General features: G+C 72.5%; 31 protein-coding genes. 26 read left to right on the forward strand and 5 right to left on the reverse strand.

The window, feature by feature from the left end; genetic code table 11:
- Positions 1–572 precede the first annotated feature (572 nt).
- The 24 genes from rpsJ to map all read left to right on the forward strand — a co-directional run bounded on the left by rpsJ (position 573) and on the right by map (position 13,096).
- Positions 573–881, forward strand: a complete 309-nt coding sequence (rpsJ, locus tag FJQ57_RS02580; RefSeq protein WP_139977667.1) for a 30S ribosomal protein S10 — start codon at positions 573–575, stop codon at positions 879–881.
- Positions 882–898: 17 nt separating this feature from the next.
- Complete coding sequence (gene rplC, locus FJQ57_RS02585; protein WP_139977668.1) at positions 899–1,555, forward strand: 50S ribosomal protein L3; 657 nt, start codon at positions 899–901, stop codon at positions 1,553–1,555.
- A gap of 2 nt (positions 1,556–1,557) precedes the next feature.
- Entirely contained in the window at positions 1,558–2,208 is a 651-nt protein-coding gene (gene rplD, locus FJQ57_RS02590; RefSeq protein ID WP_139977669.1) for a 50S ribosomal protein L4, read from the forward strand.
- A complete protein-coding gene (gene rplW / locus FJQ57_RS02595) occupies positions 2,205–2,510 on the forward strand; it encodes a 50S ribosomal protein L23 (RefSeq protein WP_139977670.1) in 306 nt (101 codons plus the stop codon). Before rplD ends, rplW begins: the two co-directional genes overlap by 4 nt.
- 22 nt (positions 2,511–2,532) lie before the next feature.
- Positions 2,533–3,369 (forward strand): 50S ribosomal protein L2, encoded by an 837-nt coding sequence (gene rplB / locus FJQ57_RS02600; protein WP_139977671.1) that lies wholly within the window; start codon positions 2,533–2,535, stop codon positions 3,367–3,369.
- Between the two features lie 6 nt (positions 3,370–3,375).
- Positions 3,376–3,657: a 30S ribosomal protein S19 gene (gene rpsS / locus FJQ57_RS02605; RefSeq protein ID WP_090969263.1), complete on the forward strand. Its 282-nt coding sequence runs from the start codon at positions 3,376–3,378 to the stop codon at positions 3,655–3,657.
- Positions 3,657–4,073 carry a 50S ribosomal protein L22 gene (gene rplV / locus FJQ57_RS02610; RefSeq protein WP_139977672.1) on the forward strand — a complete coding sequence of 139 codons (417 nt, stop codon included), beginning with the start codon at positions 3,657–3,659 and terminating at the stop codon, positions 4,071–4,073. The genes rpsS and rplV overlap by 1 nt, the downstream gene beginning before the upstream one ends.
- Positions 4,073–4,894 (forward strand): 30S ribosomal protein S3, encoded by an 822-nt coding sequence (gene rpsC, locus FJQ57_RS02615; protein WP_139977673.1) that lies wholly within the window; start codon positions 4,073–4,075, stop codon positions 4,892–4,894. The genes rplV and rpsC overlap by 1 nt, the downstream gene beginning before the upstream one ends.
- Before the next feature lie 3 nt (positions 4,895–4,897).
- Positions 4,898–5,317 (forward strand): 50S ribosomal protein L16, encoded by a 420-nt coding sequence (gene rplP, locus FJQ57_RS02620; RefSeq protein ID WP_139977674.1) that lies wholly within the window; start codon positions 4,898–4,900, stop codon positions 5,315–5,317.
- Complete coding sequence (gene rpmC / locus FJQ57_RS02625) at positions 5,317–5,559, forward strand: 50S ribosomal protein L29 (protein ID WP_139977675.1); 243 nt, start codon at positions 5,317–5,319, stop codon at positions 5,557–5,559. Before rplP ends, rpmC begins: the two co-directional genes overlap by 1 nt.
- Positions 5,556–5,846: a 30S ribosomal protein S17 gene (gene rpsQ, locus FJQ57_RS02630; protein ID WP_139977676.1), complete on the forward strand. Its 291-nt coding sequence runs from the start codon at positions 5,556–5,558 to the stop codon at positions 5,844–5,846. The genes rpmC and rpsQ overlap by 4 nt, the downstream gene beginning before the upstream one ends.
- Positions 5,847–5,916: 70 nt before the next feature.
- The gene (gene rplN / locus FJQ57_RS02635; RefSeq protein WP_056599693.1) at positions 5,917–6,285 is read left to right on the forward strand and encodes a 50S ribosomal protein L14; all 369 of its coding nucleotides are present in this window, start codon (positions 5,917–5,919) and stop codon (positions 6,283–6,285) included.
- Positions 6,285–6,659 carry a 50S ribosomal protein L24 gene (gene rplX / locus FJQ57_RS02640; protein ID WP_211348726.1) on the forward strand — a complete coding sequence of 125 codons (375 nt, stop codon included), beginning with the start codon at positions 6,285–6,287 and terminating at the stop codon, positions 6,657–6,659. Before rplN ends, rplX begins: the two co-directional genes overlap by 1 nt.
- Position 6,660: 1 nt before the next feature.
- Complete coding sequence (rplE, locus tag FJQ57_RS02645) at positions 6,661–7,233, forward strand: 50S ribosomal protein L5 (RefSeq protein WP_139977677.1); 573 nt, start codon at positions 6,661–6,663, stop codon at positions 7,231–7,233.
- Between the two features lie 3 nt (positions 7,234–7,236).
- Entirely contained in the window at positions 7,237–7,422 is a 186-nt protein-coding gene (locus tag FJQ57_RS02650) for a type Z 30S ribosomal protein S14 (RefSeq protein ID WP_010831721.1), read from the forward strand.
- A gap of 76 nt (positions 7,423–7,498) precedes the next feature.
- Positions 7,499–7,900, forward strand: a complete 402-nt coding sequence (gene rpsH / locus FJQ57_RS02655) for a 30S ribosomal protein S8 (protein ID WP_139977678.1) — start codon at positions 7,499–7,501, stop codon at positions 7,898–7,900.
- A gap of 30 nt (positions 7,901–7,930) precedes the next feature.
- Complete coding sequence (gene rplF / locus FJQ57_RS02660) at positions 7,931–8,473, forward strand: 50S ribosomal protein L6 (RefSeq protein ID WP_139977679.1); 543 nt, start codon at positions 7,931–7,933, stop codon at positions 8,471–8,473.
- A 3-nt stretch (positions 8,474–8,476) separates the two neighbouring features.
- On the forward strand, positions 8,477–8,860 hold the full coding sequence (rplR, locus tag FJQ57_RS02665) for a 50S ribosomal protein L18 (protein ID WP_139977680.1): 384 nt from the start codon (positions 8,477–8,479) through the stop codon (positions 8,858–8,860).
- Between the two features lie 34 nt (positions 8,861–8,894).
- Positions 8,895–9,524, forward strand: coding sequence for a 30S ribosomal protein S5 (gene rpsE / locus FJQ57_RS02670; protein ID WP_139977681.1), 630 nt, complete (start codon positions 8,895–8,897; stop codon positions 9,522–9,524).
- Positions 9,524–9,706, forward strand: a complete 183-nt coding sequence (rpmD, locus tag FJQ57_RS02675) for a 50S ribosomal protein L30 (protein ID WP_139977682.1) — start codon at positions 9,524–9,526, stop codon at positions 9,704–9,706. The genes rpsE and rpmD overlap by 1 nt, the downstream gene beginning before the upstream one ends.
- A 1-nt stretch (position 9,707) precedes the next feature.
- Positions 9,708–10,148 (forward strand): 50S ribosomal protein L15, encoded by a 441-nt coding sequence (gene rplO / locus FJQ57_RS02680; RefSeq protein ID WP_139977683.1) that lies wholly within the window; start codon positions 9,708–9,710, stop codon positions 10,146–10,148.
- 235 nt (positions 10,149–10,383) lie between these two features.
- Positions 10,384–11,688 (forward strand): preprotein translocase subunit SecY, encoded by a 1,305-nt coding sequence (gene secY / locus FJQ57_RS02685; protein ID WP_139977684.1) that lies wholly within the window; start codon positions 10,384–10,386, stop codon positions 11,686–11,688.
- On the forward strand, positions 11,688–12,263 hold the full coding sequence (locus tag FJQ57_RS02690) for an adenylate kinase (protein WP_139977685.1): 576 nt from the start codon (positions 11,688–11,690) through the stop codon (positions 12,261–12,263). The genes secY and FJQ57_RS02690 overlap by 1 nt, the downstream gene beginning before the upstream one ends.
- Positions 12,264–12,274: 11 nt before the next feature.
- Positions 12,275–13,096 carry a type I methionyl aminopeptidase gene (map, locus tag FJQ57_RS02695; protein WP_139977686.1) on the forward strand — a complete coding sequence of 274 codons (822 nt, stop codon included), beginning with the start codon at positions 12,275–12,277 and terminating at the stop codon, positions 13,094–13,096.
- 64 nt (positions 13,097–13,160) lie between these two features.
- On the opposite strand, the gene FJQ57_RS02700 is transcribed toward map, so the two are convergent.
- From FJQ57_RS02700 to FJQ57_RS02720, 5 genes are all read right to left on the reverse strand, one after another.
- Positions 13,161–13,409, reverse strand: a complete 249-nt coding sequence (locus FJQ57_RS02700) for a hypothetical protein (protein ID WP_139977687.1) — start codon at positions 13,407–13,409, stop codon at positions 13,161–13,163.
- Positions 13,410–13,417: 8 nt separating this feature from the next.
- The gene (locus tag FJQ57_RS02705; protein WP_139977688.1) at positions 13,418–14,254 is read right to left on the reverse strand and encodes a hypothetical protein; all 837 of its coding nucleotides are present in this window, start codon (positions 14,252–14,254) and stop codon (positions 13,418–13,420) included.
- Positions 14,251–15,168 carry a hypothetical protein gene (locus FJQ57_RS02710; protein WP_139977689.1) on the reverse strand — a complete coding sequence of 306 codons (918 nt, stop codon included), beginning with the start codon at positions 15,166–15,168 and terminating at the stop codon, positions 14,251–14,253. The genes FJQ57_RS02705 and FJQ57_RS02710 overlap by 4 nt, the downstream gene beginning before the upstream one ends.
- A 116-nt stretch (positions 15,169–15,284) precedes the next feature.
- Positions 15,285–16,688 (reverse strand): serine/threonine-protein kinase, encoded by a 1,404-nt coding sequence (locus FJQ57_RS02715; RefSeq protein WP_139977690.1) that lies wholly within the window; start codon positions 16,686–16,688, stop codon positions 15,285–15,287.
- On the reverse strand, positions 16,688–17,878 hold the full coding sequence (locus FJQ57_RS02720; protein WP_139977691.1) for an FHA domain-containing protein: 1,191 nt from the start codon (positions 17,876–17,878) through the stop codon (positions 16,688–16,690). The genes FJQ57_RS02715 and FJQ57_RS02720 overlap by 1 nt, the downstream gene beginning before the upstream one ends.
- A gap of 85 nt (positions 17,879–17,963) precedes the next feature.
- On the opposite strand from FJQ57_RS02720, the gene FJQ57_RS02725 reads away from it, so the two are divergent.
- Together FJQ57_RS02725 and FJQ57_RS02730 are read left to right on the forward strand one after the other, a co-directional pair.
- Entirely contained in the window at positions 17,964–24,221 is a 6,258-nt protein-coding gene (locus FJQ57_RS02725) for a fibronectin type III domain-containing protein (RefSeq protein ID WP_139977692.1), read from the forward strand.
- 35 nt (positions 24,222–24,256) lie between these two features.
- Complete coding sequence (locus tag FJQ57_RS02730; RefSeq protein ID WP_139977693.1) at positions 24,257–25,228, forward strand: AAA family ATPase; 972 nt, start codon at positions 24,257–24,259, stop codon at positions 25,226–25,228.
- Positions 25,229–25,245 lie beyond the last annotated feature (17 nt).

Genomic DNA, 25,245 nt, shown 5'->3' on the forward strand with positions numbered 1-25,245 from the left:
TCGTCGTCCTTGCCTCGTCCTGCGTCGGGCGGTGGGGTGCCATCCTGTCAGGCGGGGCCCCGGCGTCCCCACCGACGACCTCGGCCCCGGGGGGGGGGGGGGGGGGGGGGGGGGGGGGGTGGGGGGGGGGGCCCCGCGGGGCCCCGGTGTGCCGGTGGGGGCGCCCCCCCCCCCCCCCCCCCCCCCCCCCCCCCCCCCCCGGGGGGGGCGTCGTGGAGTTGGAACCGTGCGCCCATCTCTGCCAAGATGTCCAGGTTGCTCCGGCGGGTTGTCGGGGTGCGGCAGGTCTTGACTACTGAATCGCGTCTCCCGGCTCGGCCCCCAGGGGCCGGCACCACTGAGCTGGCGTGGGCGTGTGGGTAGGCAGTAGCCGCACCGCACAGCCTCCCTCCCAGGGGAAGACCGATCAGCGACCACCAGCAGGCCCAGGATCCCCGTGATCCGGGTCGGCAGCGATCCGGTGCGGATCGTCATGTGGAGACATGACGACACGCCCGACCGCGGGGGTCGGACCCGGAGCCCAGCACGACCCAAGCCATGACGCAGGACGAACGAGTGAGGACGAGCTACCTATGGCGGGACAGAAGATCCGCATCAGGCTCAAGGCCTATGACCACGAGGTGATCGACACCTCGGCGCGCAAGATCGTGGACACCGTCACCCGCACGGGTGCGCGCGTCGCCGGCCCCGTGCCGCTGCCGACCGAGAAGAACGTGTACTGCGTCATCCGCTCGCCCCACAAGTACAAGGACTCGCGCGAGCACTTCGAGATGCGCACCCACAAGCGCCTCATCGACATCATCGACCCCACGCCCAAGACCGTCGACTCGCTCATGCGGCTCGACCTGCCTGCCGGTGTGGACATCGAGATCAAGCTCTGAGCCAGAGGACTGACGAGATGACTACCGAACGCAACATGAAGGGCCTGCTGGGCACCAAGCTCGGCATGACCCAGCTGTGGGACGAGAACAACCGCGTCGTCCCCGTCACCGTGATCGCGGCCGGCACCAACGTCGTGACCCAGGTCCGGCTGCCCGAGCCCGACGGCTACAACGCCATCCAGGTCGGCTACGGCGAGATCGAGGGCCGCAAGGTCAACAAGCCCGAGGCGGGCCACTTCGCCAAGGCCGGCACCACCCCGCGCCGCCACCTGGTGGAGATCCGCACCGCCGAGGCCTCGACCTACACCGTCGGCCAGGAGCTGCCCGTCGACACCTTCGAGGTCGGCGAGCGCATCGACGTCACCGGCACCAGCAAGGGCAAGGGCTTCGCCGGCACGATGAAGCGCCACGGCTTCTCCGGCGTCGGCGCCTCCCACGGTGCCCACCGCAACCACCGCAAGCCGGGCTCGATCGGCGCCTGCGCCACCCCCGGCCGCGTGTTCAAGGGCGTCCGGATGGCCGGCCACATGGGCACCGACACCGTCACCACCCAGAACGTCACCGTGCACGCCGTCGACGTCGAGAAGGGCCTGATCCTGGTCAAGGGCGCTGTGCCCGGCCCCCGGGGCGGCCTGATCGTGCTGCGCACGGCTGCGAAGAAGCAGGAGGCCTGAGCATGGCTATCGTCAAGGTCGACCTCCCGTCCGAGATCTTCGGCGCCAAGGTCAACGTGCCGCTGATCCACCAGGTCGTCGTCGCCCAGCGCGCCGCCGCCCGCCAGGGCACGCACTCCACCAAGACCCGCGGCGAGGTCCGCGGCGGTGGCCGCAAGCCCTACAAGCAGAAGGGCACCGGCCGCGCCCGCCAGGGCTCGACCCGCGCCCCGCAGTTCGCCGGCGGTGGCACGGTCCACGGCCCGCAGCCGCGCGACTACTCGCAGCGGACCCCCAAGAAGATGAAGGCCGCCGCCCTGCGCGGGGCCCTGTCCGACCGGGCCGCCCACGACCGCATCCACGTCGTCGACGCGCTGGTCTCGGGCGAGAAGCCCTCGACCAAGGCCGCGCTCCAGGCGCTGGCCGACGTTGCCACCCGCACCAAGTTCCTGGTCGTGGTCGAGCGCGAGGACACCCTGACGCGTCTCTCGCTGCGCAACCTGCCCGAGGTGCACGTCCTCGCGGCCGACCAGCTCAACACCTACGACGTGCTGGCCGCCGACGACGTGGTGTTCACCCAGGCCGCCTACGACGCGTTCGTGGCCCTGCAGACGCGCACCGCGCAGACGGCCCCGGCCGTCGGCCTGGACAAGACCGAGGAGGGCGAGAAGTGAGCACGATCCACAAGGACCACCGTGACGTCCTGATCGCGCCGGTGGTGTCGGAGAAGAGCTACGGCCTCCTCGACGCCAACAAGTACACCTTCCTGGTGCACCCCGACGCGAACAAGACCGAGATCAAAATCGCGGTCGAGAAGATCTTCGACGTCAAGGTCACCTCGGTGAACACCCTCAACCGCCCCGGCAAGACGCGCCGCACCCGCAACGGCACCGGCAAGCGCAAGGACACCAAGCGCGCCATCGTCAGCCTGGCCGAGGGCCACCGCATCGACATCTTCGCCGGCCCGGCCTCCTGATCGGGCGAGAGGACTCAGACTGATGGCAATCCGCAAGTACAAGCCGACCACCCCGGGCCGCCGCGGCTCCTCGGTGGCCGACTTCGTCGAGATCACCCGCACCACGCCCGAGAAGTCGCTGACCCGCCCGCTGCCCAAGAAGGGCGGCCGCAACAACCAGGGCCGGATCACCACGCGGCACCAGGGCGGTGGCCACAAGCGCGCCTACCGCGTCGTCGACTTTCGTCGCTACGACAAGGACGGCGTGCCGGCCAAGGTCGCGCACATCGAGTACGACCCCAACCGCACCGCGCGCATCGCGCTGCTGCACTACGCCGACGGCGAGAAGCGCTACATCATCGCGCCGCGCGACCTGCGCCAGGGCACCCGCGTGGAGTCCGGCCCGCAGGCCGACATCAAGCCGGGCAACAACCTGCCGCTGCGCCACATCCCGGTCGGCACGACGATCCACTGCGTCGAGCTCCGCCCCGGCGGCGGCGCCAAGATCGCCCGCTCCGCCGGCATCTCGGCCCAGCTCGTCGCCCGTGAGGGCTCGCGCGCCACGCTGCGCATGCCCTCGGGCGAGATGCGCTTCGTCGACGTGCGCTGCCGCGCCACCGTCGGCGAGGTCGGCAACGCCGAGCAGTCCAACATCAACTGGGGCAAGGCCGGCCGCATGCGCTGGAAGGGCAAGCGCCCGACCGTCCGCGGTGTCGTGATGAACCCGGTCGACCACCCGCACGGTGGTGGCGAGGGCAAGACCTCGGGTGGTCGTCACCCGGTGTCCCCCTGGGGCAAGCCCGAGGGCCGCACGCGCAAGCGCAAGGCCTCCGACTCCCAGATCATCCGTCGTCGCAAGTCCGGCAAGGGTAGGAAGTAACCACAGATGCCTCGCAGCCTGAAGAAGGGCCCCTTCGTCGACGACCACCTGCAGAAGAAGGTGGACGCCGAGAACGAGAAGGGCTCGCACAACGTCATCAAGACCTGGTCGCGCCGGTCGATGATCGTGCCGGACATGATCGGTCACACGATCGCCGTGCACGACGGCCGCAAGCACGTCCCGGTCTTCGTCACCGACTCGATGGTCGGTCACAAGCTGGGCGAGTTCGCCCCGACCCGCACCTACCGCGGGCACGTCAAGGAAGACCGGAAGGGGCGTCGTCGCTGATGGCCACCACCGAGCGCAACCGCATCACCGCGCGTCGCGACACCCTGCTGGGCGACCAGCCGGGCGCCTTCGCCGTCGCCCGGTTCCAGCGGATCACCCCGATGAAGGCGCGCCGGGTCGTCGACCTGGTCCGCGGCCTCCCCGTCGACGAGGCCCTGGCCCTGCTGCAGTTCGCGCCGCAGGCCGCCTCCGAGACCGTCTACAAGGTGCTCGAGAGCGCCATCGCCAACGCCGAGACCACCGAGGGCCTCGCGGCCGCCGACCTGGTCGTCAGCAAGGCGATGGTCGACGAGGGTCCGACCATGAAGCGCTGGCGCCCCCGGGCCCAGGGCCGGGCGACCCGGATCAACAAGCGCACGAGCCACATCACCCTCGTCGTCCAGCCGGCCGACGTGGTCAACGGGAAGGGTGCCTGATGGGCCAGAAGATCAACCCCAACGGGTTCCGCCTCGGGATCAGCACCGACCACAAGTCGCGCTGGTACGCCGACAAGCTCTACAAGAGCTACGTCGGCGAGGACGTCGCGATCCGCAAGCTGCTCTCCAAGGGCATGGAGCGGGCCGGCATCTCCAAGGTCGAGATCGAACGCACCCGTGACCGCGTCCGCGTCGACATCCACACCGCCCGGCCGGGCATCGTCATCGGCCGCCGCGGCGCCGAGGCCGACCGCATCCGTGGCGAGCTCGAGAAGCTGACCGGCAAGCAGGTCCAGCTCAACATCCTCGAGGTCAAGTCCCCGGAGATGGACGCCCAGCTCGTCGCCCAGGGCGTTGCCGAGCAGCTCGCCGGCCGCGTGCAGTTCCGCCGCGCGATGCGCAAGGCGATGCAGACCACGATGCGCTCCGGTGCCAAGGGCATCCGGATCCAGTGCTCGGGCCGCCTCAACGGCGCCGAGATGTCGCGCACCGAGTTCTACCGCGAGGGCCGCGTCCCGCTGCACACGCTGCGTGCCGACATCGACTACGGCTTCTACGAGGCCAAGACGACCTTCGGCCGCATCGGCGTGAAGGTCTGGATCTACAAGGGCGAGGTCGCCGGCACCCGTGCCGAGCGCCAGGCCCAGGCCGCTGCGCGCGCCGGTGTCCCCGGCCGCGGCGGCAACCGCCCCGGTCGCGGTGGCGAGCGTCCGAGCCGTGGCTCGCGCCCGTCCCGCGCCGACCGCGAGGGCACGACCGACGCCCCGGCCCAGGCCGGCGCCGAGGCCCCCGCGGAGACGACTCCCGGAACGGAGGGCTGACCCATGCTGATGCCCCGTCGTGTCAAGCACCGCAAGCAGCACCACCCCACGCGCCGCGGCGCGGCCAAGGGTGGCACCACGCTGGCCTTCGGTGACTTCGGCATCCAGGCCATCGAGGGCCACTACGTGACCAACCGGCAGATCGAGTCCGCTCGTATCGCCATGACCCGGCACATCAAGCGTGGCGGCAAGGTGTGGATCAACATCTACCCCGACCGCCCGCTGACCAAGAAGCCCGCCGAGACCCGCATGGGTTCCGGCAAGGGCTCGCCCGAGTGGTGGGTCGCCAACGTCAAGCCCGGCCGCGTCATGTTCGAGCTGTCCGGCGTGCCGGAGGACGTCGCCCGCGAGGCGATGCGCCGCGCCATCCACAAGCTCCCCATGAAGTGCCGCTTCATCACCCGAGAGGCCGGTGAGTTCTGATGGCGATCGACACCAAGGCGCACGAGCTCGACGAGCTCAACGCCGTCGACCTCGAGGCCAAGCTCCGCGAGGCCAAGGAGGAGCTGTTCAACCTCCGCTTCCAGGCGGCGACCGGCCAGCTCGAGAGCCACGGCCGGCTCCGTTCGGTCAAGAAGGACATCGCCCGCATCTACACCGTGATCCGCGAGCGCGAGCTCGGTATCCGGGTCGCGCCGGGCACGAAGGACGAGGCAACCGCATGAGCACCGACAGCACCGAGAGCACGACCGAGGGCCTGCAGCGCAACGCCCGCAAGAGCCGCGAGGGCCTGGTCGTCAGCGACAAGATGGACAAGACCGTCGTGGTCGAGGTCGAGGACCGCGTCAAGCACGCGCTCTACGGCAAGGTCATGCGCCGCACCAGCCGGCTCAAGGCCCACGACGAGAACAACGAGTGCGGCGTCGGCGACCGGGTCCTGATCATGGAGACCCGTCCGCTGTCGGCCACCAAGCGCTGGCGCCTCGTGCGCGTGCTCGAGAAGGCCAAGTAACCCACCACACCGTTCGGCCAGGCTCCCGGACCCCGCGTCCGGGAGAACCGGCTCGACAAGGAGAGACACAGTGATTCAGCAGGAGTCGCGACTCAAGGTCGCCGACAACACGGGTGCCAAGGAGATCCTCTGCATCCGGGTGCTCGGCGGCTCGGGTCGTCGCTACGCCGGCATCGGTGACGTCATCGTCGCCACCGTCAAGGACGCGATCCCCGGCGGCAACGTCAAGAAGGGCGACGTCGTCAAGGCCGTCGTCGTGCGCACCGTCAAGGAGCGCCGCCGGGCCGACGGGTCCTACATCCGCTTCGACGAGAACGCCGCGGTGATCCTCAAGAACGACGGGGAGCCGCGCGGCACGCGCATCTTCGGCCCCGTCGGCCGCGAGCTGCGCGAGAAGCGCTTCATGAAGATCATCTCGCTCGCCCCGGAGGTGCTGTGATGGCGGACAACCGCCCGGCGAAGATCGCCATCAAGAAGGGCGACACCGTCAAGGTGATCGCAGGCAAGGACAAGGGCGCCGAGGGCAAGGTCATCAAGGTGCTCCGCGAGGAGCAGCGGCTGATCGTCGAGGGTGTCAACCGCATCAAGCGGCACACCAAGGCCGTCAACCAGGGCGGTCGCTCCGGCTCGACCGGCGGCATCATCACCACCGAGGCCCCGATCCACGTCTCCAACGTGATGCTCGTCGAGGGCGACGGCGTGACCCGCATCGGCTTCCGCCGCGAGGAGGTCACCAAGCGCCGTCCCGACGGCTCGACCTACCTGGGCACGCGCAGCGTGCGCATCTCGCGCAAGACCGGCAAGGAGATCTGAGATGACCGAGGGTTCCGTGGCCGAGAAGGTCACCCCGCGCCTGAAGACGCGCTACCGCGAGGAGATCGTGCCGGCGCTGACGTCGGAGTTCTCCATCCCCAACGTCATGCAGGTCCCCGGCCTGGTGAAGATCGTCGTCAACATGGGTGTCGGCGAGGCTGCTCGTGACTCCAAGCTGATCGAGGGCGCCATCCGCGACCTCACCGCGATCACCGGCCAAAAGCCGGCCGTGACCAAGGCCCGCAAGTCGATCGCGCAGTTCAAGCTGCGCGAGGGTATGCCGATCGGTGCGCACGTCACGCTGCGCGGCGACCGGATGTGGGAGTTCCTCGACCGCCTGCTGTCGCTCGCGCTCCCGCGCATCCGCGACTTCCGGGGCCTGAACCCCAAGCAGTTCGACGGCAACGGCAACTACACCTTCGGCCTCACCGAGCAGGTCATGTTCCACGAGATCGACCAGGACAGGGTCGACCGGCAGCGCGGCATGGACATCACCATCGTCACCACCGCCACCAACGACGACCAGGGGCGCGCGCTGCTCAAGCAGCTCGGCTTCCCCTTCAAGGAGAACTGAGCCATGGCGAAGACGTCCCTCAAGGTCAAGGCGGCCCGGAAGCCGAAGTTCGCCGTCCGCGGCTACACCCGCTGCCAGCGCTGCGGCCGGCCGAAGGCGGTCTACCGCAAGTTCGGGCTGTGCCGCATCTGCCTGCGCGAGATGGCGCACCGCGGCGAGCTGCCCGGCGTGACCAAGTCCTCCTGGTGACCACCAGCCACACCAACCGCTGAAGGTCGCCGGTCCTCGAGGCCGGCGAAACCGCAGAAGAGAGAGAACACCCTTCATGACCATGACCGACCCGATCGCAGACATGCTGACCCGTCTGCGCAACGCCAACTCGGCGTTCCACGACGACGTGTCGATGCCCTACAGCAAGCTCAAGCAGGGCGTCGCCGAGATCCTCAAGCAGGAGGGCTACATCGCCTCCTTCGAGGTCACCGACAACGAGGGCCCGGGCCAGACGCTCACCATCACCCTCAAGTACGGCCGCAACCGCGAGCGCTCGCTCGCCGGCGTGCGCCGCATCAGCAAGCCCGGCCTGCGCGTGTACGCCAAGCACACCGGCCTCCCGAAGGTGCTCGGCGGCCTCGGCGTCGCGATCATCTCCACCAGCCAGGGCCTGCTCACCGACCGCCAGGCCAACCAGAAGGGCGTGGGCGGCGAAGTCCTCGCCTACGTCTGGTGACCCGAGACCGAGACAAGGAGAACTAGAAGCATGTCGCGCATTGGCAAGCTCCCCGTCGCGGTCCCGTCCGGTGTCGACGTGGCCATCGACGGCCCCCTGGTGACCGTCAAGGGCCCCAAGGGCACCCTGAGCCACACCGTCGCCGAGCCGATCGTGGTCGAGAAGGGTGACGACGGCGTCCTCGACGTCAAGCGCCCCGACGACGAGCGCACCAGCAAGTCGCTCCACGGCCTGACCCGCACGCTGGTCAACAACATGGTCGTCGGCGTCACCGAGGGCTACGAGAAGAAGCTCGAGATCGTGGGCGTCGGCTACCGCGTCCTGTCCAAGGGCCCGACCCAGCTGGAGTTCCAGCTCGGGTACTCCCACCCGATCATCTTCGACGCGCCCGAGGGCATCACCTTCACCGTCGACGGCCCGACCAGGCTCGGTGTCGTCGGCATCGACAAGCAGCTGGTCGGCGAGGTCGCCGCCAACATCCGCAAGCTCCGCAAGCCCGAGCCGTACAAGGGCAAGGGCGTCCGGTACTCCGGCGAGCACATCCGCCGCAAGGTCGGAAAGGCTGGTAAGTAGTCCATGGCCGTCAAGATCAAGCAGCAGAAGCACGCCTCCAAGCGGCTTCAGTCGCGGCTCAAGCGTCAGGTGCGCGGCCGCAAGCGCATCAGCGGCACCGCCGAGCGTCCGCGCCTCGTGGTCACCCGCTCCACCCGGCACCTGTTCGTCCAGGTCGTCGACGACCTGGTGGGCAAGACGCTCGCCTCGGCCTCGACCATGGAGGCCGACCTGCGCGCCCTCGACGGCGACAAGAGCGCCAAGGCCACCCGGGTCGGCGAGCTCGTCGCCGAGCGGGCCAAGGCCGCGGGCGTCGAGTCGGTCGTCTTCGACCGTGCCGGCAACCAGTACCACGGCCGGATCGCGGCCCTGGCCGACGGGGCCCGCTCCGGCGGGCTCTCGTTCTGAGCCAGCGACAGACGAGAACAGGGAGCAGATACTCATGAGTGGAGCCCAGCGCGGACAGCGCGGAGGCGGTGACCGGCGCGGACGCGACGGTGGCCGCGGCCAGGGTGCTGAGAAGAGCCAGTACCTCGAGCGGGTCGTCGCGATCAACCGTGTCGCCAAGGTCGTCAAGGGTGGTCGACGCTTCAGCTTCACCGCCCTCGTCGTCGTCGGTGACGGTGACGGGATGGTCGGCGTCGGCTACGGCAAGGCCAAGGAGGTGCCCGCGGCGATCGCCAAGGGTGTCGAGGAGGCCAAGAAGGCGTTCTTCCGGGTGCCCCGCATCCAGGGGACGATCCCGCACCCCGTCCAGGGTGAGAAGGCGGCCGGTGTCGTCTTCCTGCGGCCCGCCTCGCCCGGTACCGGCGTCATCGCCGGCGGCCCGGTGCGTGCGGTGCTCGAGTGCGCCGGCATCCACGACGTGCTGAGCAAGTCGCTCGGCTCGTCCAACCAGATCAACATCGTGCACGCGACCGTCGAGGCGCTGCGCATGCTCGAGCAGCCCGAGGCCGTCGCCTCGCGCCGCGGCCTGCCCGTCGAGGACGTCGCCCCGGCGGCGCTGCTCAGGGCGCAGGAGCAGGGCAAGGTCGAGGCGGCCGAGGCCGCTGCCGCAGGGGTGACCTCCTGATGGCGCAGCTCAAGGTCCAGCAGAAGAAGTCCACCATCGGGTGCAAGGCCAACCAGCGCGACACCATGCGCTCGCTGGGCCTCAAGCGCATCGGTGACGTGGTCGTCAAGGAGGACCGCCCGGAGATCCGCGGCATGGTCCACACCGTCCGTCACCTGGTGACGGTCGAGGAGGTCGAGTGACATGACGCTCAAGCTGCACCACCTGAAGCCCGCTCCGGGCGCCAAGAAGGCCAAGACCCGCGTCGGTCGCGGTGAGGGCTCCAAGGGCAAGACCGCCGGTCGCGGCACCAAGGGCACCAAGGCCCGCTACCAGGTCCGCGCCGGGTTCGAGGGTGGCCAGACGCCGATCCACATGCGTCTGCCCAAGCTCAAGGGCTTCAAGAACCCGTTCAAGGTCGAGTTCCAGGTCGTCAACCTCGACAAGCTCTCCACCCTCTTCCCCGAGGGCGGCGACGTCACCGTCGACTCCCTGGTCGCCAAGGGTGCGGTCCGCAAGAACCAGCCGGTCAAGGTGCTCGGCCAGGGCGACGTGTCCGTCGCGCTGACCGTGACGGCTGACGCCGTCTCCGCCTCGGCCAAGCAGAAGATCGAGGCCGCCGGCGGCTCGGTCACCGTGGGCTGAGACCGGCCCACCGACGTACGACGACGAAGGGGCGTCCCTGCCAAGGGCCGCCCCTTCGTCGCGCTCGGGGTGGTGCCGCACCACGCACGCCGACCACCGAGCGTGCCCGTGGCCGCCACCACCGACCCACCCGCCTGTTAGGCTTCCCGAGGCCCAGCGCCCCCTGCGCAGCGACGCGTCCTGACGCGTCGCTGTCGTCTGGGCCGGGCCCTCACCGCTTGGAGAAAGAGGACACGTGCTCACCGCGTTCGCCAACGCCTTCCGGACCCCGGACCTGCGCAAGAAGCTGCTGTTCGTCCTGCTGATCATCGTGATCTTCCGGGCGGGCTCGCAGATCCCGGCTCCGGGCGTCAACGTGGCCAACGTCGACCAGTGCCTGGGCCAGGACGCCAACAGCGAGGGCGTCTACACGCTCATCAACCTGTTCTCCGGCGGCGCGCTGCTCCAGCTGACGATCTTCGCGCTCGGGATCATGCCCTACATCACCGCGAGCATCATCCTGCAGCTGCTCGTCGTGGTGATCCCCCGGCTGGAGGCCCTCAAGAAGGAGGGTCAGGCCGGCCAGACCAAGATCACCCAGTACACCCGCTACCTGACGCTGGGCCTCGCGGTCCTCCAGGCGACGGGCATCGTGGCGCTGGCCCGCAACGGCTCGCTGCTGCAGAACTGCACCGAGCCGCTGCTGCACAGCCAGGGCCTCTCGACGTTCATCGTCATGGTCGTCACCATGACCGCCGGCACCGCCGTCATCATGTGGCTCGGCGAGCTCATCACCGAGCGCGGCGTCGGCAACGGCATGTCGATCCTCATCTTCACCCAGGTCGTCGCCACCTTCCCGACCGCCCTGTGGCAGGTCGGCAAGACCCAGGGCTGGTGGACCTTCGGCGTGGTGATCGCCGTCGGCCTCGTCGTGGTCGCCGCGGTCATCTTCATCGAGCAGGCCCAGCGCCGCATCCCGGTGCAGTACGCCCGCCGGATGGTCGGCCGCAAGATGTTCGGCGGCTCCTCGACCTACATCCCGCTCAAGGTCAACCAGGCCGGCATCATCCCCGTCATCTTCGCCTCGTCGCTGCTCTACCTGCCGGCGATGGCGGTCCAGTTCAACCAGAACAACCCCAACCCGCCGGCCATCGTCGGCTGGATCAACGAGCACTTCGTGCGCGGCGACCACCCGTACTACATGGTCGCCTACTTCGCGCTGATCATCTTCTTCACCTACTTCTACGTCTCGATCACCTTCAACCCGCAAGAGGTGGCCGACAACATGAAGAAGTACGGCGGCTTCATCCCCGGGATCCGGGCGGGCAAGCCGACCGAGGACTACCTGTCCTACGTCCTGTCCCGCATCACGCTGCCCGGAGCGATCTACCTGGGCCTGATCTCGCTCATCCCGTTGATCGCGATCGTGCTCATCGAGGCCAACCAGAGCTTCCCGTTCGGTGGTACGTCCATCCTCATCATGGTCGGCGTCGCGCTCGACACGGTGAAGCAGATCGAGAGCCAGCTCCAGCAGCGCAACTACGAAGGATTCCTCCGCTGATGCGCTTGATCCTGATGGGCCCCCCGGGAGCCGGGAAGGGGACCCAGGCCACCCGCGTGGCCGACCACTTCGGCATCCCCGCGATCTCCACCGGCGACATCTTCCGCGCCAACGTCTCCCAGGGGACCCCGCTCGGCCTCGAGGCCAAGACCTACATGGACGCCGGTGACTACGTCCCCGACGAGGTCACCAACAAGATGGTCCGCAACCGGATCGACGAGCCCGACGCCGAGCCCGGCTTCCTGCTCGACGGCTACCCCCGCACCCCGGCGCAGGTCGAGGAGCTCGACGGGATGATCCGGTTCACCGGGCACAAGCTCGACGCCGCGGTGGTGCTGACCGTCGACGCCGACGAGCTCGTCGCCCGGCTGCTCCAGCGCGCCGAGACCGAGGGCCGCGCCGACGACACCGAGGACGTCATCCGACGTCGCCAGGAGGTGTACGCCGAGCAGACCCACCCGCTCATCGAGCTCTACCGCTCGCGCGGCATCTGCGTGGAGGTCGACGGCATGGGCACGGTCGACGAGGTCACCAAGCGGATCTTCGAGGCCCTCGACATCGTCGACGAGTCCTAGGACCGCCACCCGTGGGGTGGCGAGACCGCGGCGTCGAGGTCAAGACGCCCGAGCAGGTCGCCGGCATGCGCCGGGCCGGCCTCGTGGTCGGCCGGACCCTGGAGGTGCTGGCCGACCTCGCCCGTCCCGGCCTGACCACCGGGGACCTCGACGAGGCCGCCGAGCGGCACATCCGGCAGCTCGGCGCCACGCCGTCGTTCCTGGGCTACCAGGGCTTCACCGGGTCGATCTGCGTCTCGGTCAACGAGGAGGTCGTGCACGGCGTCCCCGGCGACCGGCGGCTCGTCGAGGGCGACCTGGTCTCCATCGACTGCGGGGCGATCGTCGACGGTTGGCACGGCGACGCGGCGATCACCGTCGCCCTCGGGGAGGTGCCCGACGAGGTCGCGGCGCTGGCCCGGGTCACCGAGGAGGCCATGTGGCGCGGCATCGCGGCCGCCCGGCCCGACGGCCGGGTCACCGACATCTCGCACGCGGTCGAGACCCACGTCCGCGCGGCCGGCTCCTACGGCATCGTCGAGGACTACACCGGCCACGGCATCGGCTCCGCCATGCACCAGCCGCCTGACGTCCCCAACTACGGACGCCCGGGCAAGGGCCCGCGCCTCGTGCCCGGCCTGGCCCTGGCCGTCGAGCCGATGCTCGTGCTCGGTGACCCCACCAACGACGTCCTCGACGACGACTGGACCGTGGTGACCCGAGACCGCTCCTGGGCCGCCCACAGCGAGCACACCTTCACCCTGACCCCCGACGGCGGCACCTGGGTCCTCACCGCCCTCGACGGCGGCCGCGCCCAGCTGGAGGCCCTCGGCGTCCCCTACGGCGGCGACTAGACCTTCTGTCCCGCGGACGACCGACGACCCCGGGCACCGACCGCCGCCGCCGCGGGACGACCCGCTACGCGGAGGCGTGGTCCTGCTGGGCGACCTCGGAGGAGGCCAGGCGGGAGGCGTCGTCGAGGGCCTCGGCGGCCTGGCGGAGGGCGACCACGTGCTGGCCCTCCCAGTCGGAGCGGAAGCGCTCGCGGTCGGCGCCGACCCACTCGGTGGTGGCCAGCCCGCTCGAGAGACGGGTCTCCACGTCGCGCACCCGCTCGGCCACCTCGGCCAGCTGCTGGGCCAGGGCGGCGACGGACTCGGTGTCCATGCCCCGGATCACGGCTGGCCCCCGGCGGTCGCGGTGACGGCGGCACGGGCCTGCGCGGCCAGCCCCTCCACCCGTCGTACGACGCCCGCGGCCGTCTCGGGCCGGGCCCAGGCCCGCTGCGAACCGGGCCGCGACACCACCGACCACGACCCCTCGGGCCCGGTGAAGACGCCGGTCAGCTCGGGCGCCTCGACGGGGGCACCGGCCTCGCGGCGGACGACCAGGACGTCGGCCCGCAGGTAGGCCCGGCCCAGTCGCTCGACCAGCTCGGCCGGCGCCTCCGAGTCAGGGGCCACCGCCAGCTCGACCTCCTCACCGGCGCCGTCGCGGGCGTCGGGGTGGACGGCCACGGCTCGCAGGAGGTCCGGCAGGTCGCGGGCGTGCCCGAGGGAGAAGCGGTGCAGGCCGTCGGTGCCGACCTGCTCGACCAGCACGACCTCCTCCACGAGGTGGGCGTACCAGAAGTCCTGGGCCTCGGCGGTGGTGCGCCCGACCGCCACGACGGCGGTCGCGGCGCTGCGCAGGGTGAGCGCGGAGAGGACGTCGTTGCGGACCCGCAGGTCGAGGGCCACGTCGCCGCTCGGGCCCGGCGGGGCGGCTGCGGCGGCGGCCACGGCCTCCGGGTCGGGGGCCTCGACGATGCCGCGGGCCAGCAGGCCGCGGTAGGCCGTGCGTCGCACGGCGTCGCGGTCGGCCTCGGGCACCTCGTCGAGGACCGGCGCGACGACGACACCGCGGTCGGGGACGAGGACCGAGACCTCCTCGTCGGTGAGGACCTCGATGGCGATCGTCCGGGGCTCGTGCCCGGCCTTGGTCGCGACGAGGTCGAGGGTGGGCGCGCTCATGCTCCGGCTCCTGCCGTTCGGGGTCCGCCGAGCAGGCCACGGGCCCACCCGAGCGCGGACGAGACTCCGGTGGTGGCGCCCTCCCAGGCCCGGCCGACGGCCGAGATCGCGGGGGAGAACACCGCCCGGTCGAGGGTGCTCCAGTTGTCGACGACGTAGTTGCCGGCGCTCCACGCGCCGTACAGCGCGACGGCGGAGGCCGCGACGGTGGCCGTGATGGGCGCGGTGGCGACCATCGCGGCGCCGCCGGCGACCAGGGCGACCGCGCCGAGCGCGCCCGCGCCGCCGAGGACCCGCGTGGTGGCGCCGCGCAGGCCGTCGTACCCGCCACCGGTGGCGGCGTCCCAGGCCCCGGTCAGCACCGTCATGGGCAGGAACGCCTTGCCGGCCAACCGGCCGAGCGCGGGGAGCCCGATCTTGCCGAGGAGTCCGCCCTCCTTGCCGCCCTGCATGAAGGTCTTGAGCGCCTGGGCGACGGTCACCGAGCTCATCAGCTGCCCCAGGCTCTTGGCCCGCGCGAGGCGGAGGAAGTCGACGAGCGCCTTGGCCTTGAGGAAGGCGCCGGCCACCTTCTTCGCCGCGTTGCCCACCGTCCAGCCGGTCTGGGCGACGGCGAGCACGCCGTAGCCGCCGCCGGCCCCGTCGGCGGCGCTGGCCCGCTCCTGCTCCCGGGCGTTGTCGGCCAGCAGCCGGCTCGCGGCGGCGAGGGCGTCGCCGACCCCGGCCATCCGGTCGCGGGCGAAGCCGCTCCACTCCTCCTTGCAGCGCTGGGCGTCGGGGCCCTGCCAGTCGTGGGTCGCCTCGATCGCGCCCGTGAGCCGGGCGGCCAGCGCCCGCAGCTCCTCCGCGCCGGAGTCGAACTGCGAGGCGAGCGCCTCCAGCGCCTCGACGTCGGCGCCGACGGTGGTCGACATGGCGGCTCCTGCGGGGTCACGGGGTGCCGCGTGGACCCGGTCGTCCGGCGGCGTGGCAGCACGCTAGGGCGGGTCCGGGGCCGCCGTCTGCGCCGCGGGCACCGGAGACTTCCGGTTCAGCCCGCGCACTCCCGGGTGTACGGCGACGTGTCGCCGCCACGGATCAGCGCGACCTGCACGCACACCTGCTGGCGCGAGCGGACCGCGACCGTGGTGCCCTCGATGCGGTCGCCGCGGCCGTCGTCGGTGCGCCACTCCCAGGTGTCGCCGGCGACCGGCTTGTCGAAGGCCCGCCAGGTGAAGACGACCCGCCCGCCGCGGCGCTCGCCGACGACGTCAGGCGGCAGCAGCGGGGCGCCCTGCTCGACGGGGTCAGGCGTGCGGGTGGCCGGGTCGGCGGTCGGGCCCGGGTCGGGCTCGCCACCGCTGCCGCGCAGCACCAGGAACGCCACCGCGGCCACGACCGCGGCGACGCCCAGCACCGCCCACAGGAGGCCACCGCGGGCCGGCGGGGCCTCGTCGTCGCGAGCGGGACCGGACTCGATGCGGGCGCCGCGCGGCCCGGAGGCGGGGATGACGGTGACCGGCTTGACGTACGTCGCGTCGGGGTCGCCGCCCGGCAGGACCTCGGTGGTGCCGCCGACCGGTCGGTCGCCCTCGACGGCGATGGGCGTCCGTGCGTACCCGGCCTGGGCCTCGATGCGCTGCAGCGCCCGGGCGAGCTCGATCGCCGAGGCGGGCCGGTGCTCGGGGGCCTTGGCCAGGCACTGGGCGAGCAGGGCCTCGAGCGCGGCCGGGACGTCGGGGCGCTGCGTGGGTGGGGCCGGCTGGTGCAGGATCCGCGCCGACAGTGCGCGTGGGGTGTTGTCGCCGTGCAGCACGGAGAAGGGCGACCGACCGGTGAGCAGGTTCCAGATCGTGGCGCCCAGGGAGTAGACGTCGCTGCTCACCGACCCGTTGGAGCGGCCGTCGAGCAGCTCCGGCGGCGACCACGGGTAGGAGATGCGCACCTCGTCGTCGGCGCCGACCTCGTGCAGGTAGCCCGCGATGCCGAAGTCGGTGAGGGCCGGCTCGTGGTAGGTCGTGACCAGCACGTTGCTGGGCTTGATGTCGCGGTGCACGATGCCCGCGCGGTGGGCGGTCTCGACCGCGCTGGCCAGCTTGATGCCGGTGCCCAGCGCGTCGGCCACCGGCATCGGCGACTGCCGCACCCGCACCCCGAGGTCGGGCGGAGGGCAGTAGCGCATCACCAGGAAGGGCCGGCCCCCGCCGGGCTCGGCGGTGGTGCCGGCGGTGAGCACCGAGACGATGTAGGGGTGGTCGGCGAGCTTGGCCATCGCGTTGGCCTCGGCGGCGAACAGGCCCTTCTCGCGCTCGGTGAGCGGCACGTCGGGGCGCACGACCTTGACCGCGACCCGCTGCTGCGGCCACTGCTGCTCGTAGAGGAACACGTCGGCGAACCCGCCCGTGCCGAGGTGCTGCACGAAGGTGAAGCCGGGCAGCTGCGGAGGTCCGGACATCAGGCGGTGACCTCGTAGACGATCTCGAAGCTGTCGGCGAGGTCGAGCACCTCGCCGGCCTCCCACACGTACGGCTCGTGGCCGCGGATCCGCTGCGGCGCCCGGCCCGGCGCGCGCAGCGTCGTGCCGCCGCTCGAGCCGAGGTCGGTGGCCAGCACGAGCCAGCCGTCGAGCTCGATGGTCAGGTGGGAGCGCGAGACGTAGGTCGCGTCGGCCGGCAGCCGCACCAGGTGGGGCCACTCGGCGCCCCCCGGCACCGGCGCCGGCTGGCGCCCGATGACCACGCCCCGGTCGAGCGGCACCCGCTCGCCGTCGGGGAGGTGGAGGGTGCCGAGGCGCGGCCGGGGCAGGCGGCGCGGCTCCTGCGGCGGCACCGGCGCGTCGCAGACCCGGCAGCGCGGGTGGTAGGCCGCGGTCACGTGGCCGACCGGGCACTGCACGGCCAGCACGGTCTCGCCCGGCCCCTGCTGCAGGTGCCCGGGGGTGGCCAGGAACGGCGACGCCTCGACCGGCGGGCCGGCGGGCGCGACCGGCGGGCCGGCGGGCGCGACCGGCGGGGCCTGCGGGACCTGCGGCGGCGGGGCCTGCGGAGCCTGCGGGACCGGCGGGGCGGGAGGAGCAGCCGGCGGCCCGGAGGGCGCGGCCGGACGGGTGGCGGGCGGAGGCGCGGCGGGGGAGGACGCCGCCGCGAGGAGGTCGGCCGGGATCCCGTCGATGACCCCGGGGCCGGCCTGCACCGGCGCCGGCACCGGGGCGGCCGCGGCGGGTCGCGCGGGCGCGGGCGCGGCGCTCGTCGGCGCACCCGGCCCGGGGCCTGCCGCGGGTCGCGCGGCGGGGGCGAGGGTGAGCCGGGCCGCGCCGACGACGCCGCCGACCAGCCGCCGCTCGGGGGCCCCGGGCACGGCCTGGCCGCGCAGCTCGAGGGTGTGCACGCCGCCGTACGTCGAGTGCTGGGCGCCCCCGCGGGCCACCGACGACTCGGCGCCCGGCGTCAGGTCGACCATCACGACGCCCACGCCGGGCACGTCGCCGTGCACCGCGCGCAGCACCGCGTCGTGGTCGGGCCGGGGGGCCTGGAGCAGCGCCCAGGCCTCGTCGAGGGCCTCCGGTCCGGGGTCGACCGAGATGAGCACCCACCGCGCACCCAGGCCGACGGCGACGCCGTCCCCGGGGGTGTAGGTGACCTCCACGTGGGTATTGTCCACCGGCTGCCCGGACTGGGCGCAGGCAGGAGGTCTCACCTACCCTGCAGGTCCCGGCAGGAAGGGAGTGGGCGTGACCGTCACGGCGAGCATCCGTCGTCACCGCGTCGCCCTCGCCTCCCACCTGGCTGTGCTGGTGGCGGTTGCCGGGATCGTCGTCGTGGCCACCCAGGCCGACGGCTACCGCAAGCACGACGCCCAGCTCAACGACGGCGGCATCTGGGTCACCAACGGCCGCGACGGCTTCCACGGCCGCATCAACAAGCCCATCGCCCAGCTCGACGGCGTCGCCTTCACCGAGCAGGACACCCAGCTCGACGTCGTCCAGGACGGCGCTGCGGTGCTCGGCGTCGACGTCTCCGCCGGCTCCATCGCGGTCATCGACCCCGCCACGGTCTCCCTGCCCGACGGCGCGACGGCCACCCTGCCGGCCGCGGCCCAGGTGCAGCTCGCCGGCGGCACCGCCGCGGTCCTCGACCCCGCCGAGGGCACCCTGTGGACCCAGCGTGTCGACACCCGGCTCGGCGTGCCCCCGGTCGAGGCGCTCGACGCCGAGTCCGACCCGTACGCCGAGACGGCGGCCGAGGCGTCGCTGGCGGTCGCGCAGTCCGGCGAGGTCCTCGTGGCCACGGCCTCCGACGACACCCTGCGGCGCTGGCCCGTCGCCGGCACCGGGCTGGGCGCACCGACCAGCGAGCCCCTCGGGGCCGACCTCGGTCCCGGCACCACCGTCACCGCGGTCGGCGACCGTGCCGTCGTGCTCGACGGCGAGTCCGGGTCGCTGCAGGTGGTCGGGGGTGCCGATGCCGACCTGCCCCCCGGCTCGCGGCTGCAGGCCCCCGGTCCCGCCGCCGACGACGTCCTCGTGGGCACCGGTGACGGCCTGGTCGCGGTCGACCTGGCCACCGGCGAGGTCCGCGAGCTGGCCGGTGACGTCGCCGGGCGGCCGGCCGAGCCGGTCCGCCTCGGCGCCTGTGCGTACGGCGCGTGGTCGGGCGGGTCCGCCGGCGCGGTCGCCACGGCCTGCGACGGCGCGCAGGCCCGCACCTCGCCGCTGGGCGCCGAGACCAGCGACCTGGTCTTCCGGGTCAACCGCGGCGAGATCGTGCTCAACGACCGGACCTCCGGCGCCGTGTGGGACATCGAGTCCGACCAGCCGACCCGGCTCGACAACTGGGACGCCTTCCAGCTCGAGCCGTCGAAGAAGGACGACGAGAACGAGAACGAGAACGACGACCAGGGCGACCGCCGACCTCCGCAGGCCAAGGACGACGACCTCGGCGCCCGAGTCGGCCGCACGACGGTGCTCCACCCGCTCGACAACGACACCGCTCCTGCCGGGCGGCTGCTGGCGATCTCCTCGGTCGACGCCGGCGACGCCGACGTCACCATCAGCCCCGACGGCCAGAGCGTGCAGCTCACCCTGGCCCGCGACGCCGGACCGACGACCTTCGACTACACCATCAACGACGGCCGCTCGGGGCTCAGCGACACCGCGACGGTGCGGGTCACGCCGCGCGGGGACGACGAGAACGCCCAGCCCCAGCTACGTCCGGGCTTCGAGCCCCGCACCTGGCAGGTGCCCTCCGGAGGCACGCTCGACGTGCCCGTGCTGCCCGACTGGCGCGACAAGGACGACGGCGACCCGCTCGCGCTCGACTCGGCCACCGTCACCGGCGGCGAGCGCACGGGAGCGGTCGCCCGCACGACCGCCGCGGGCCGGGTCCGCTTCACCGCACCGACCCGCAGCGGGGTCGTGGTGGTCCGCTACGCCGTCACCGACGGCATCGGGGAGCCGGTGCCCGCCGAGCTGGAGATCCAGGTGCAGGACCTCCAGGACCGTCGGGCGTACGCCGGCGTGGCCGAGCCCGACGTCGTGGCGGGCGAGGCCGGCAAGACGCTGACCATCCGGCCGCTGGCCAACGACCTGCCGGGCTCCGACCCGGTCAACCCGACCGCGGTGGCCGAGCTCGCCGGCAAGGTCGCCCAGGTCGGGGGCGCCGAGGTCCGCACCGACATGGTCGACGGCACGATCAGCTTCACCGCTGACCAGCCGCGCACCTACTTCCTCGACTACGACCTGCGCTACGGCAACGCGCCCTTCGCCGACGGCCGGATCCGCGTCGACGTCAAGGCCCCCGACAACCCGCCCGACGCGCCGGTGGCCATGCCCGACAGCCTGGTGCTCTACGGCCAGGCGGCGAGCCTGGTCGACGTGGTGGCCAACGACATCGACCCCACCGGCGGCATCCTCGTCGTCCAGGACGTCGCGGCCGACCGGCCCGACGACCTCGACGTGGCCGTCGTCGAGGGGCGCTGGCTGCGCATCTCGGCCCGCGGCGGCGAGCTGCCGCCGACGCCGCAGCTGGTGCGCTACTCCATCAGCAACGGCGCACGGTCCGGGGTCAAGGGCCAGGTGTCGGTCGCCTGGCGACCGCCCCCGGCCGACAACACGCCCGTCACCGAGGACGACAAGGTCGTCGTCCGGGCCGGCGGGGTGGTCTCGGTCCCGGTGCTGGACAACGACTTCAGCCCCGCCGGCGACGAGCTCGACCTGGTCTCCCAGCTGCCCGAGGAGCCGGCGGGCGTGCTGCCCGTGCGCCAGCCGGGCAACGAGACGGGGGTCGAGACCGGCCGGGCGTTCGTGACCGACCGGTTCGTCCGCTACGTCGCTCCCGAGGAGGTCGAGGACGCCGAGACCTTCACCGTGCGCTACCTCGCCACCAACGCCGCCGGCGACCGGGCACCCGGCACGCTCGAGGTGCAGGTCGTCCCGGGCGCGCGGCGCAACGAGCCGCCGGCGCCCCCGGTGCTCGAGGGCCGGGCGGTCGCCGGCGACACCATCAAGCTGCGGGTCCCGGGGGCCGGCGTCGACCCCGACGGCGACCCGGTGACCCTGACCGGCATCGACTCCGCGCCCGGGCTCGGCCGGGTCCTGCGGTACGGCGCCACCTCGCTCGTCTACCAGGCCTACCCCGGCAGCGTCGGCACCGACGAGTTCGGCTACACCGTGACCGACGGCCGGGGCGGCACCGCGTCGGGCAGCGTCCGGGTCGCCGTCACCGCCCCGGGCACGCCCCAGCCGCCCCTGGCGGTGCCCGACACCCTCACCACCGAGCCCGGTCGGCTCGCCCGCATCGACGTGCTGGCCAACGACCACGTGGCCGCGGGCGACCGGGTCACCGTCGAGCTCGTCGGCGACCCGCCGGGCGCCCGCCTGGAGTCCCCGCAGGGTCCGCTGCTCGTGGAGGTCCCCGAGGCCGCCGACGGCGAGGCCCCCCGCGACGTGGAGGTCGTCTACACCGTCGGCAACGGCATCGACTCCTCACGCTCGACGGCGACGGTGCGCACGGCCCGGCCGTTCAACAACCCCCCGGTCGTCTTCGACGCCTTCGGCACCCCGGCGGTCGCGACGGCGGGCGACCAGGGCGGCCAGGGCGACGTCGACGGCACCGGCGACGGCGCCACGGTCACCGTCGACGTGCTCGAGACCGCCTACGACCCCGACGGCGACGACGGGGCCGTGCGGGTGACCGAGGTCCTGGCGCCGGCCGGCGTCCAGGTGGGCCTGGCGGGCTCGGAGGTCACCGTCACCCGCGGCGACGAGCCGCTGGTGGTGCCGTTCCGGGTCGAAGACGCCGGCGGCGGCTCGGCCACCGCCTCGGTCTACGTCCCCCCGCGCGCCGGCGGCGCGCCGTACGTCGTGCCGGGCGCGGTGGTGCAGGTCGACCCCGGCGCGACCACCGCCCTCGACCTCGCCGACTACGTCGTCGACCCGTCGGGCGGCCCGGTGCAGTTCACCCTGCGCGACCGCATCTCGGGCTCCCCGGCGGCCTCGGTGCAGCCGCGGGTCACGGGGGAGGGGCGCTTCGAGGTCAGCGCGGCCGACCGCTACCAGGGCCCGGGCGCTGTCGTCTTCGAGGTCACCACCGGCACCTCGGTCGACGACCCCGACGGGGTCGAGGCCACGCTGTCGGTCCCGGTCCAGGTGGGGGCCGACGACCCGATCCTGCGCTGCCCCGACGAGCCGGTGCGCATCGCCCAGGACCGTGACCTGGCCCTCGACATCGCCTCGCTGTGCCACGTGTGGACCCCCGACCCGGAGGCCGCGGCCGAGCTGTCCTTCGACGCCGACTGGGAGAGCTCGGTCGACGGACTGGTCATCGTCGACCCGTCCGGCCCGACCATCGAGGTCAACGCCGACGGCGCGACCGCCCCCGGCAGCCGAGCGGTGCTCCTGGTGCGCGCCGGCGACGGGGAGCCCGGTCGGATCGAGGTCCTCGTCGAGAAGTCTCCGCCGCCGTCCCTGGTGCCCATCCGGCTGGCCGACATGCGCGCGGGGCAGGAGCGCACCATCGACCTGGCCACCTACCTGCGGCCGGGAGTGCGCAACCCCCAGCCCACCGTGGTCTCGGTCGAGCCCCGCACCGAGCTCGACGTCGCGGCGACGTACGACGGCTCGGTCGTCACCCTGCGCACCGGACCGCAGGTGGACGGCCGGGCGGAGTTCGAGGTCGTGATGAGCGACGTCGCAGGGTCTGCGGGGGCCGAGCGGCAGGCCCGGGGGCGGCTGGTCCTCGACGTCCTCGACCGGCCCGACACCCCGACGGCCCCGGTGCCCGGCAACGCCGTGCGCGACCAGGAGGTGGCGCTCTCGTGGCGGGCGCCCCCGGCCAACGGCGCCCCGATCGACCGCTTCCAGGTGCGCGGCGGCGGCGAGGTGCGCGAGTGCGGGAGCACCCGCTGCGAGGTCGGCGGCCTGGTCAACGGGCGTGACTACCGCTTCGAGGTCCGCGCCCACAACGCCGTCGGGTGGTCCGAGTGGAGCCCCCCGTCGGCCGTGGCGACGCCCGACGCCCGACCCGACCGGGTCGGCACGGTCGTGCTGGCCGAGCGCGGCGACACCTTCCTCAAGCTGAGCTGGGCCCCGCCCGCCAACCAGACCTCGGCCATCAAGCAGTACGTCGTGTCCTGGCAGGACGGCGGGAGCGCGGTCACGCGGCGGCCCGAGGTCACCGCGAGCGGCCTCGACAACAACCGCGCCTACACCTTCACCGTGTACGCCGTGAACCAGACCTTCACCGGCGAGCGGCGCACCTCGGGAGCGTTCCAGTCCATCGGCGTCCCGGCCACGCCCGACCAGCCGACGATCACCGAGGCCCGGGCCAGCAGCGACGAGACCGTGGTGACGGTGTCGTGGCCACCCGTCGACCCGCCCAACGGCCCCGGACCCGTCCGCTACACCGTGCTGCGCGACGGGCAGCCGCTCCCGGCCTGCACCGACATCGTCGCCACCCGGTGCGACAACGGCGGCATCCAGTACGACGGCCGCACGTACTCCTACACCGTGCGGGCGACCAACGAGGGCGGCCGCGGCCTCACCTCGGGCGTCAGCCGGGCCGCGACCTTCCAGGCCGTGGGCGAGCCCGAGCCGTGGGACGACTGGTCGATCGCCCCCACCGGGGCCAACAACGCCGGCACGGCGTCGTACACCGTGCCGGACTCCAACGGCGCCCGCTCGCTGGTGCGGCTCTACCGCGACGGGAGCGAGGTCAGCGCCGCCGACGCCACCGGGCAGCGCACGACGGCGGTGCAGACGCAGGACAACAACGGACCGCACACCTTCCAGCTCGAGGTCTGCAACGAGGCCGGGGCGTGCGTGCGCTCGGCCGAGAAGGTCCTGCAGACCTACGGGCCGCTGGCGCGCCAGCACATCATCAACATGACCCCCGAGGTGGACGGTCGACGCGTGCGCTGGTCGGTCACCGTCGACACCAACGGCGACCCGGCGACCCTGCGCGTCGAACGGGTCCAGAGCAACGCCACCGCCAGCCTCTCGGTCGACATGAGCATCAACGCGGTGGACACCTACAGCTTCACCACCGGCTGGAACGACATCGGCTACCGCAACACCGAGGAGCTGCGGCTGCGCCTGTTCGACCGTTCCCCCGACCGGGGACCGGCCGAGCGGCAGGCCAGCTCGCCGCAGACCGCGGACCCGCCACCGCCGACGGTCACCATCGCCCAGGGACCCAAGTGCTCCGGCGCGGGCGGCGGCACCGAGAACTGCACCGGGGGCGAGGTCTGCGTCAACCGGTCCTGCGCCCGCATCCAGTTCTCCAGCGAGAACTGGGCCTTCAACCCGATGTTCTGCGACCTGGTCGACACGCGCAGCGGCGAGTACCTCAGCGACCGCCAGATCGCCACCAACCGCACCGTGTCCCCGGGCCCCTACTACGGCTACCCCGGGCAGACCGTGCAGGCCCGGTGCGGCGACTCCTCCGGGCGGATCCTGGCGGAGAGCAACCGCCTGGTCTGGCCCAACAACTGACCCCGACGCCGCACCGACCCCACGAAAGCGACCCCGTGACGATCTCCCACGACCAGGCGGCCTGGTTCGCCCAGACCTTCGAGCAGCTGACCGCCAACATCGAGAAGGCGGTGCTCGGCAAGCGCCACGTCGTGCGCCTGGCCCTGACCTGCCTGCTCTCCGAGGGCCACATGCTGCTGGAGGACTTCCCGGGCACCGGCAAGACGATGCTGGCCCGGGCCCTGGCCAACACCGTGCAGGGCAGCCACGCCCGCATCCAGTTCACGCCCGACCTGCTGCCCTCCGACGTCACCGGCGTGACCGTCTACGACCAGCACCAGGGGTCCTTCGAGTTCCACCCCGGCCCGATCTTCCACACCATCGTGCTGGCCGACGAGATCAACCGCGCCTCGCCCAAGACCCAGTCGGCGCTGCTGGAGGTCATGGAGGAGGGCCGGGTCACCGTCGACGGCCGTCCGCACGAGGTCGGCCGGCCGTTCATGGTCATCGCCACCCAGAACCCCATCGAGCAGGCCGGCACCTACCGGCTGCCCGAGGCCCAGCTCGACCGGTTCCTGATGAAGAGCTCCGTCGGCTACCCCGACAAGGCCGCCACGGTCGAGCTCCTCGTCAACGCCAAGGTGCGCGACCGCGCCTCGCTGGTCACGCCGGTCATCACCGCCCAGACCATCGCCCAGATGAGCGGCCTGGCCGACGAGGTGTACGTCGACCCGGCCGTCATCGGCTACGTCGCCGAGCTGGCCGAGGAGTCGCGGCGCCAGCCCCACGTCAAGCTCGGCCTGTCTGCCCGGGGCTGCCTGGCCTTCATCCGGGTCGCCAAGACCTGGGCGGCGGCCGAGGGCCGCGACCACGTCGTCCCCGACGACGTCCGGGTGCTGGCCGAGCCGGTGCTGTGCCACCGGCTGCTGCTCGACGCCGAGGCCCAGTTCACCGGCGTCACCGTCGACGCCGTCATCGCCCGTCTGCTCGACGTCGTGGCACCCCCGACCGACCGGCAGCCGGTGTGAGGGCGCGCGCCGCGGCC

Origin of the sequence: Nocardioides litoris (assembly GCF_006346315.1) — a bacterium.
GTDB lineage: Bacteria > Actinomycetota > Actinomycetes > Propionibacteriales > Nocardioidaceae > Nocardioides > Nocardioides litoris.

Coding starts and splice junctions, on each gene's coding strand:
- FJQ57_RS02715 (WP_139977690.1), bottom strand. CDS start 16,688: ATGTCCGGACCTCCGCAGCTGCCCGGCTTCACCTTCGTGCAGCACCTC.
- rplF (WP_139977679.1), top strand. CDS start 7,931: ATGTCGCGCATTGGCAAGCTCCCCGTCGCGGTCCCGTCCGGTGTCGAC.
- FJQ57_RS02690 (WP_139977685.1), top strand. CDS start 11,688: ATGCGCTTGATCCTGATGGGCCCCCCGGGAGCCGGGAAGGGGACCCAG.
- FJQ57_RS02710 (WP_139977689.1), bottom strand. CDS start 15,168: ATGTCGACCACCGTCGGCGCCGACGTCGAGGCGCTGGAGGCGCTCGCC.
- rplD (WP_139977669.1), top strand. CDS start 1,558: ATGGCTATCGTCAAGGTCGACCTCCCGTCCGAGATCTTCGGCGCCAAG.
- FJQ57_RS02705 (WP_139977688.1), bottom strand. CDS start 14,254: ATGAGCGCGCCCACCCTCGACCTCGTCGCGACCAAGGCCGGGCACGAG.
- rpsS (WP_090969263.1), top strand. CDS start 3,376: ATGCCTCGCAGCCTGAAGAAGGGCCCCTTCGTCGACGACCACCTGCAG.
- rplR (WP_139977680.1), top strand. CDS start 8,477: ATGGCCGTCAAGATCAAGCAGCAGAAGCACGCCTCCAAGCGGCTTCAG.
- FJQ57_RS02650 (WP_010831721.1), top strand. CDS start 7,237: ATGGCGAAGACGTCCCTCAAGGTCAAGGCGGCCCGGAAGCCGAAGTTC.
- rpsE (WP_139977681.1), top strand. CDS start 8,895: ATGAGTGGAGCCCAGCGCGGACAGCGCGGAGGCGGTGACCGGCGCGGA.
- rplX (WP_211348726.1), top strand. CDS start 6,285: ATGGCGGACAACCGCCCGGCGAAGATCGCCATCAAGAAGGGCGACACC.
- rpsH (WP_139977678.1), top strand. CDS start 7,499: ATGACCATGACCGACCCGATCGCAGACATGCTGACCCGTCTGCGCAAC.
- FJQ57_RS02700 (WP_139977687.1), bottom strand. CDS start 13,409: ATGGACACCGAGTCCGTCGCCGCCCTGGCCCAGCAGCTGGCCGAGGTG.
- rplB (WP_139977671.1), top strand. CDS start 2,533: ATGGCAATCCGCAAGTACAAGCCGACCACCCCGGGCCGCCGCGGCTCC.
- rpsJ (WP_139977667.1), top strand. CDS start 573: ATGGCGGGACAGAAGATCCGCATCAGGCTCAAGGCCTATGACCACGAG.
- rplC (WP_139977668.1), top strand. CDS start 899: ATGACTACCGAACGCAACATGAAGGGCCTGCTGGGCACCAAGCTCGGC.
- rplV (WP_139977672.1), top strand. CDS start 3,657: ATGGCCACCACCGAGCGCAACCGCATCACCGCGCGTCGCGACACCCTG.
- rplO (WP_139977683.1), top strand. CDS start 9,708: ATGACGCTCAAGCTGCACCACCTGAAGCCCGCTCCGGGCGCCAAGAAG.
- rpsC (WP_139977673.1), top strand. CDS start 4,073: ATGGGCCAGAAGATCAACCCCAACGGGTTCCGCCTCGGGATCAGCACC.
- rpmC (WP_139977675.1), top strand. CDS start 5,317: ATGGCGATCGACACCAAGGCGCACGAGCTCGACGAGCTCAACGCCGTC.
- rplE (WP_139977677.1), top strand. CDS start 6,661: ATGACCGAGGGTTCCGTGGCCGAGAAGGTCACCCCGCGCCTGAAGACG.
- rpsQ (WP_139977676.1), top strand. CDS start 5,556: ATGAGCACCGACAGCACCGAGAGCACGACCGAGGGCCTGCAGCGCAAC.
- rpmD (WP_139977682.1), top strand. CDS start 9,524: ATGGCGCAGCTCAAGGTCCAGCAGAAGAAGTCCACCATCGGGTGCAAG.
- rplP (WP_139977674.1), top strand. CDS start 4,898: ATGCTGATGCCCCGTCGTGTCAAGCACCGCAAGCAGCACCACCCCACG.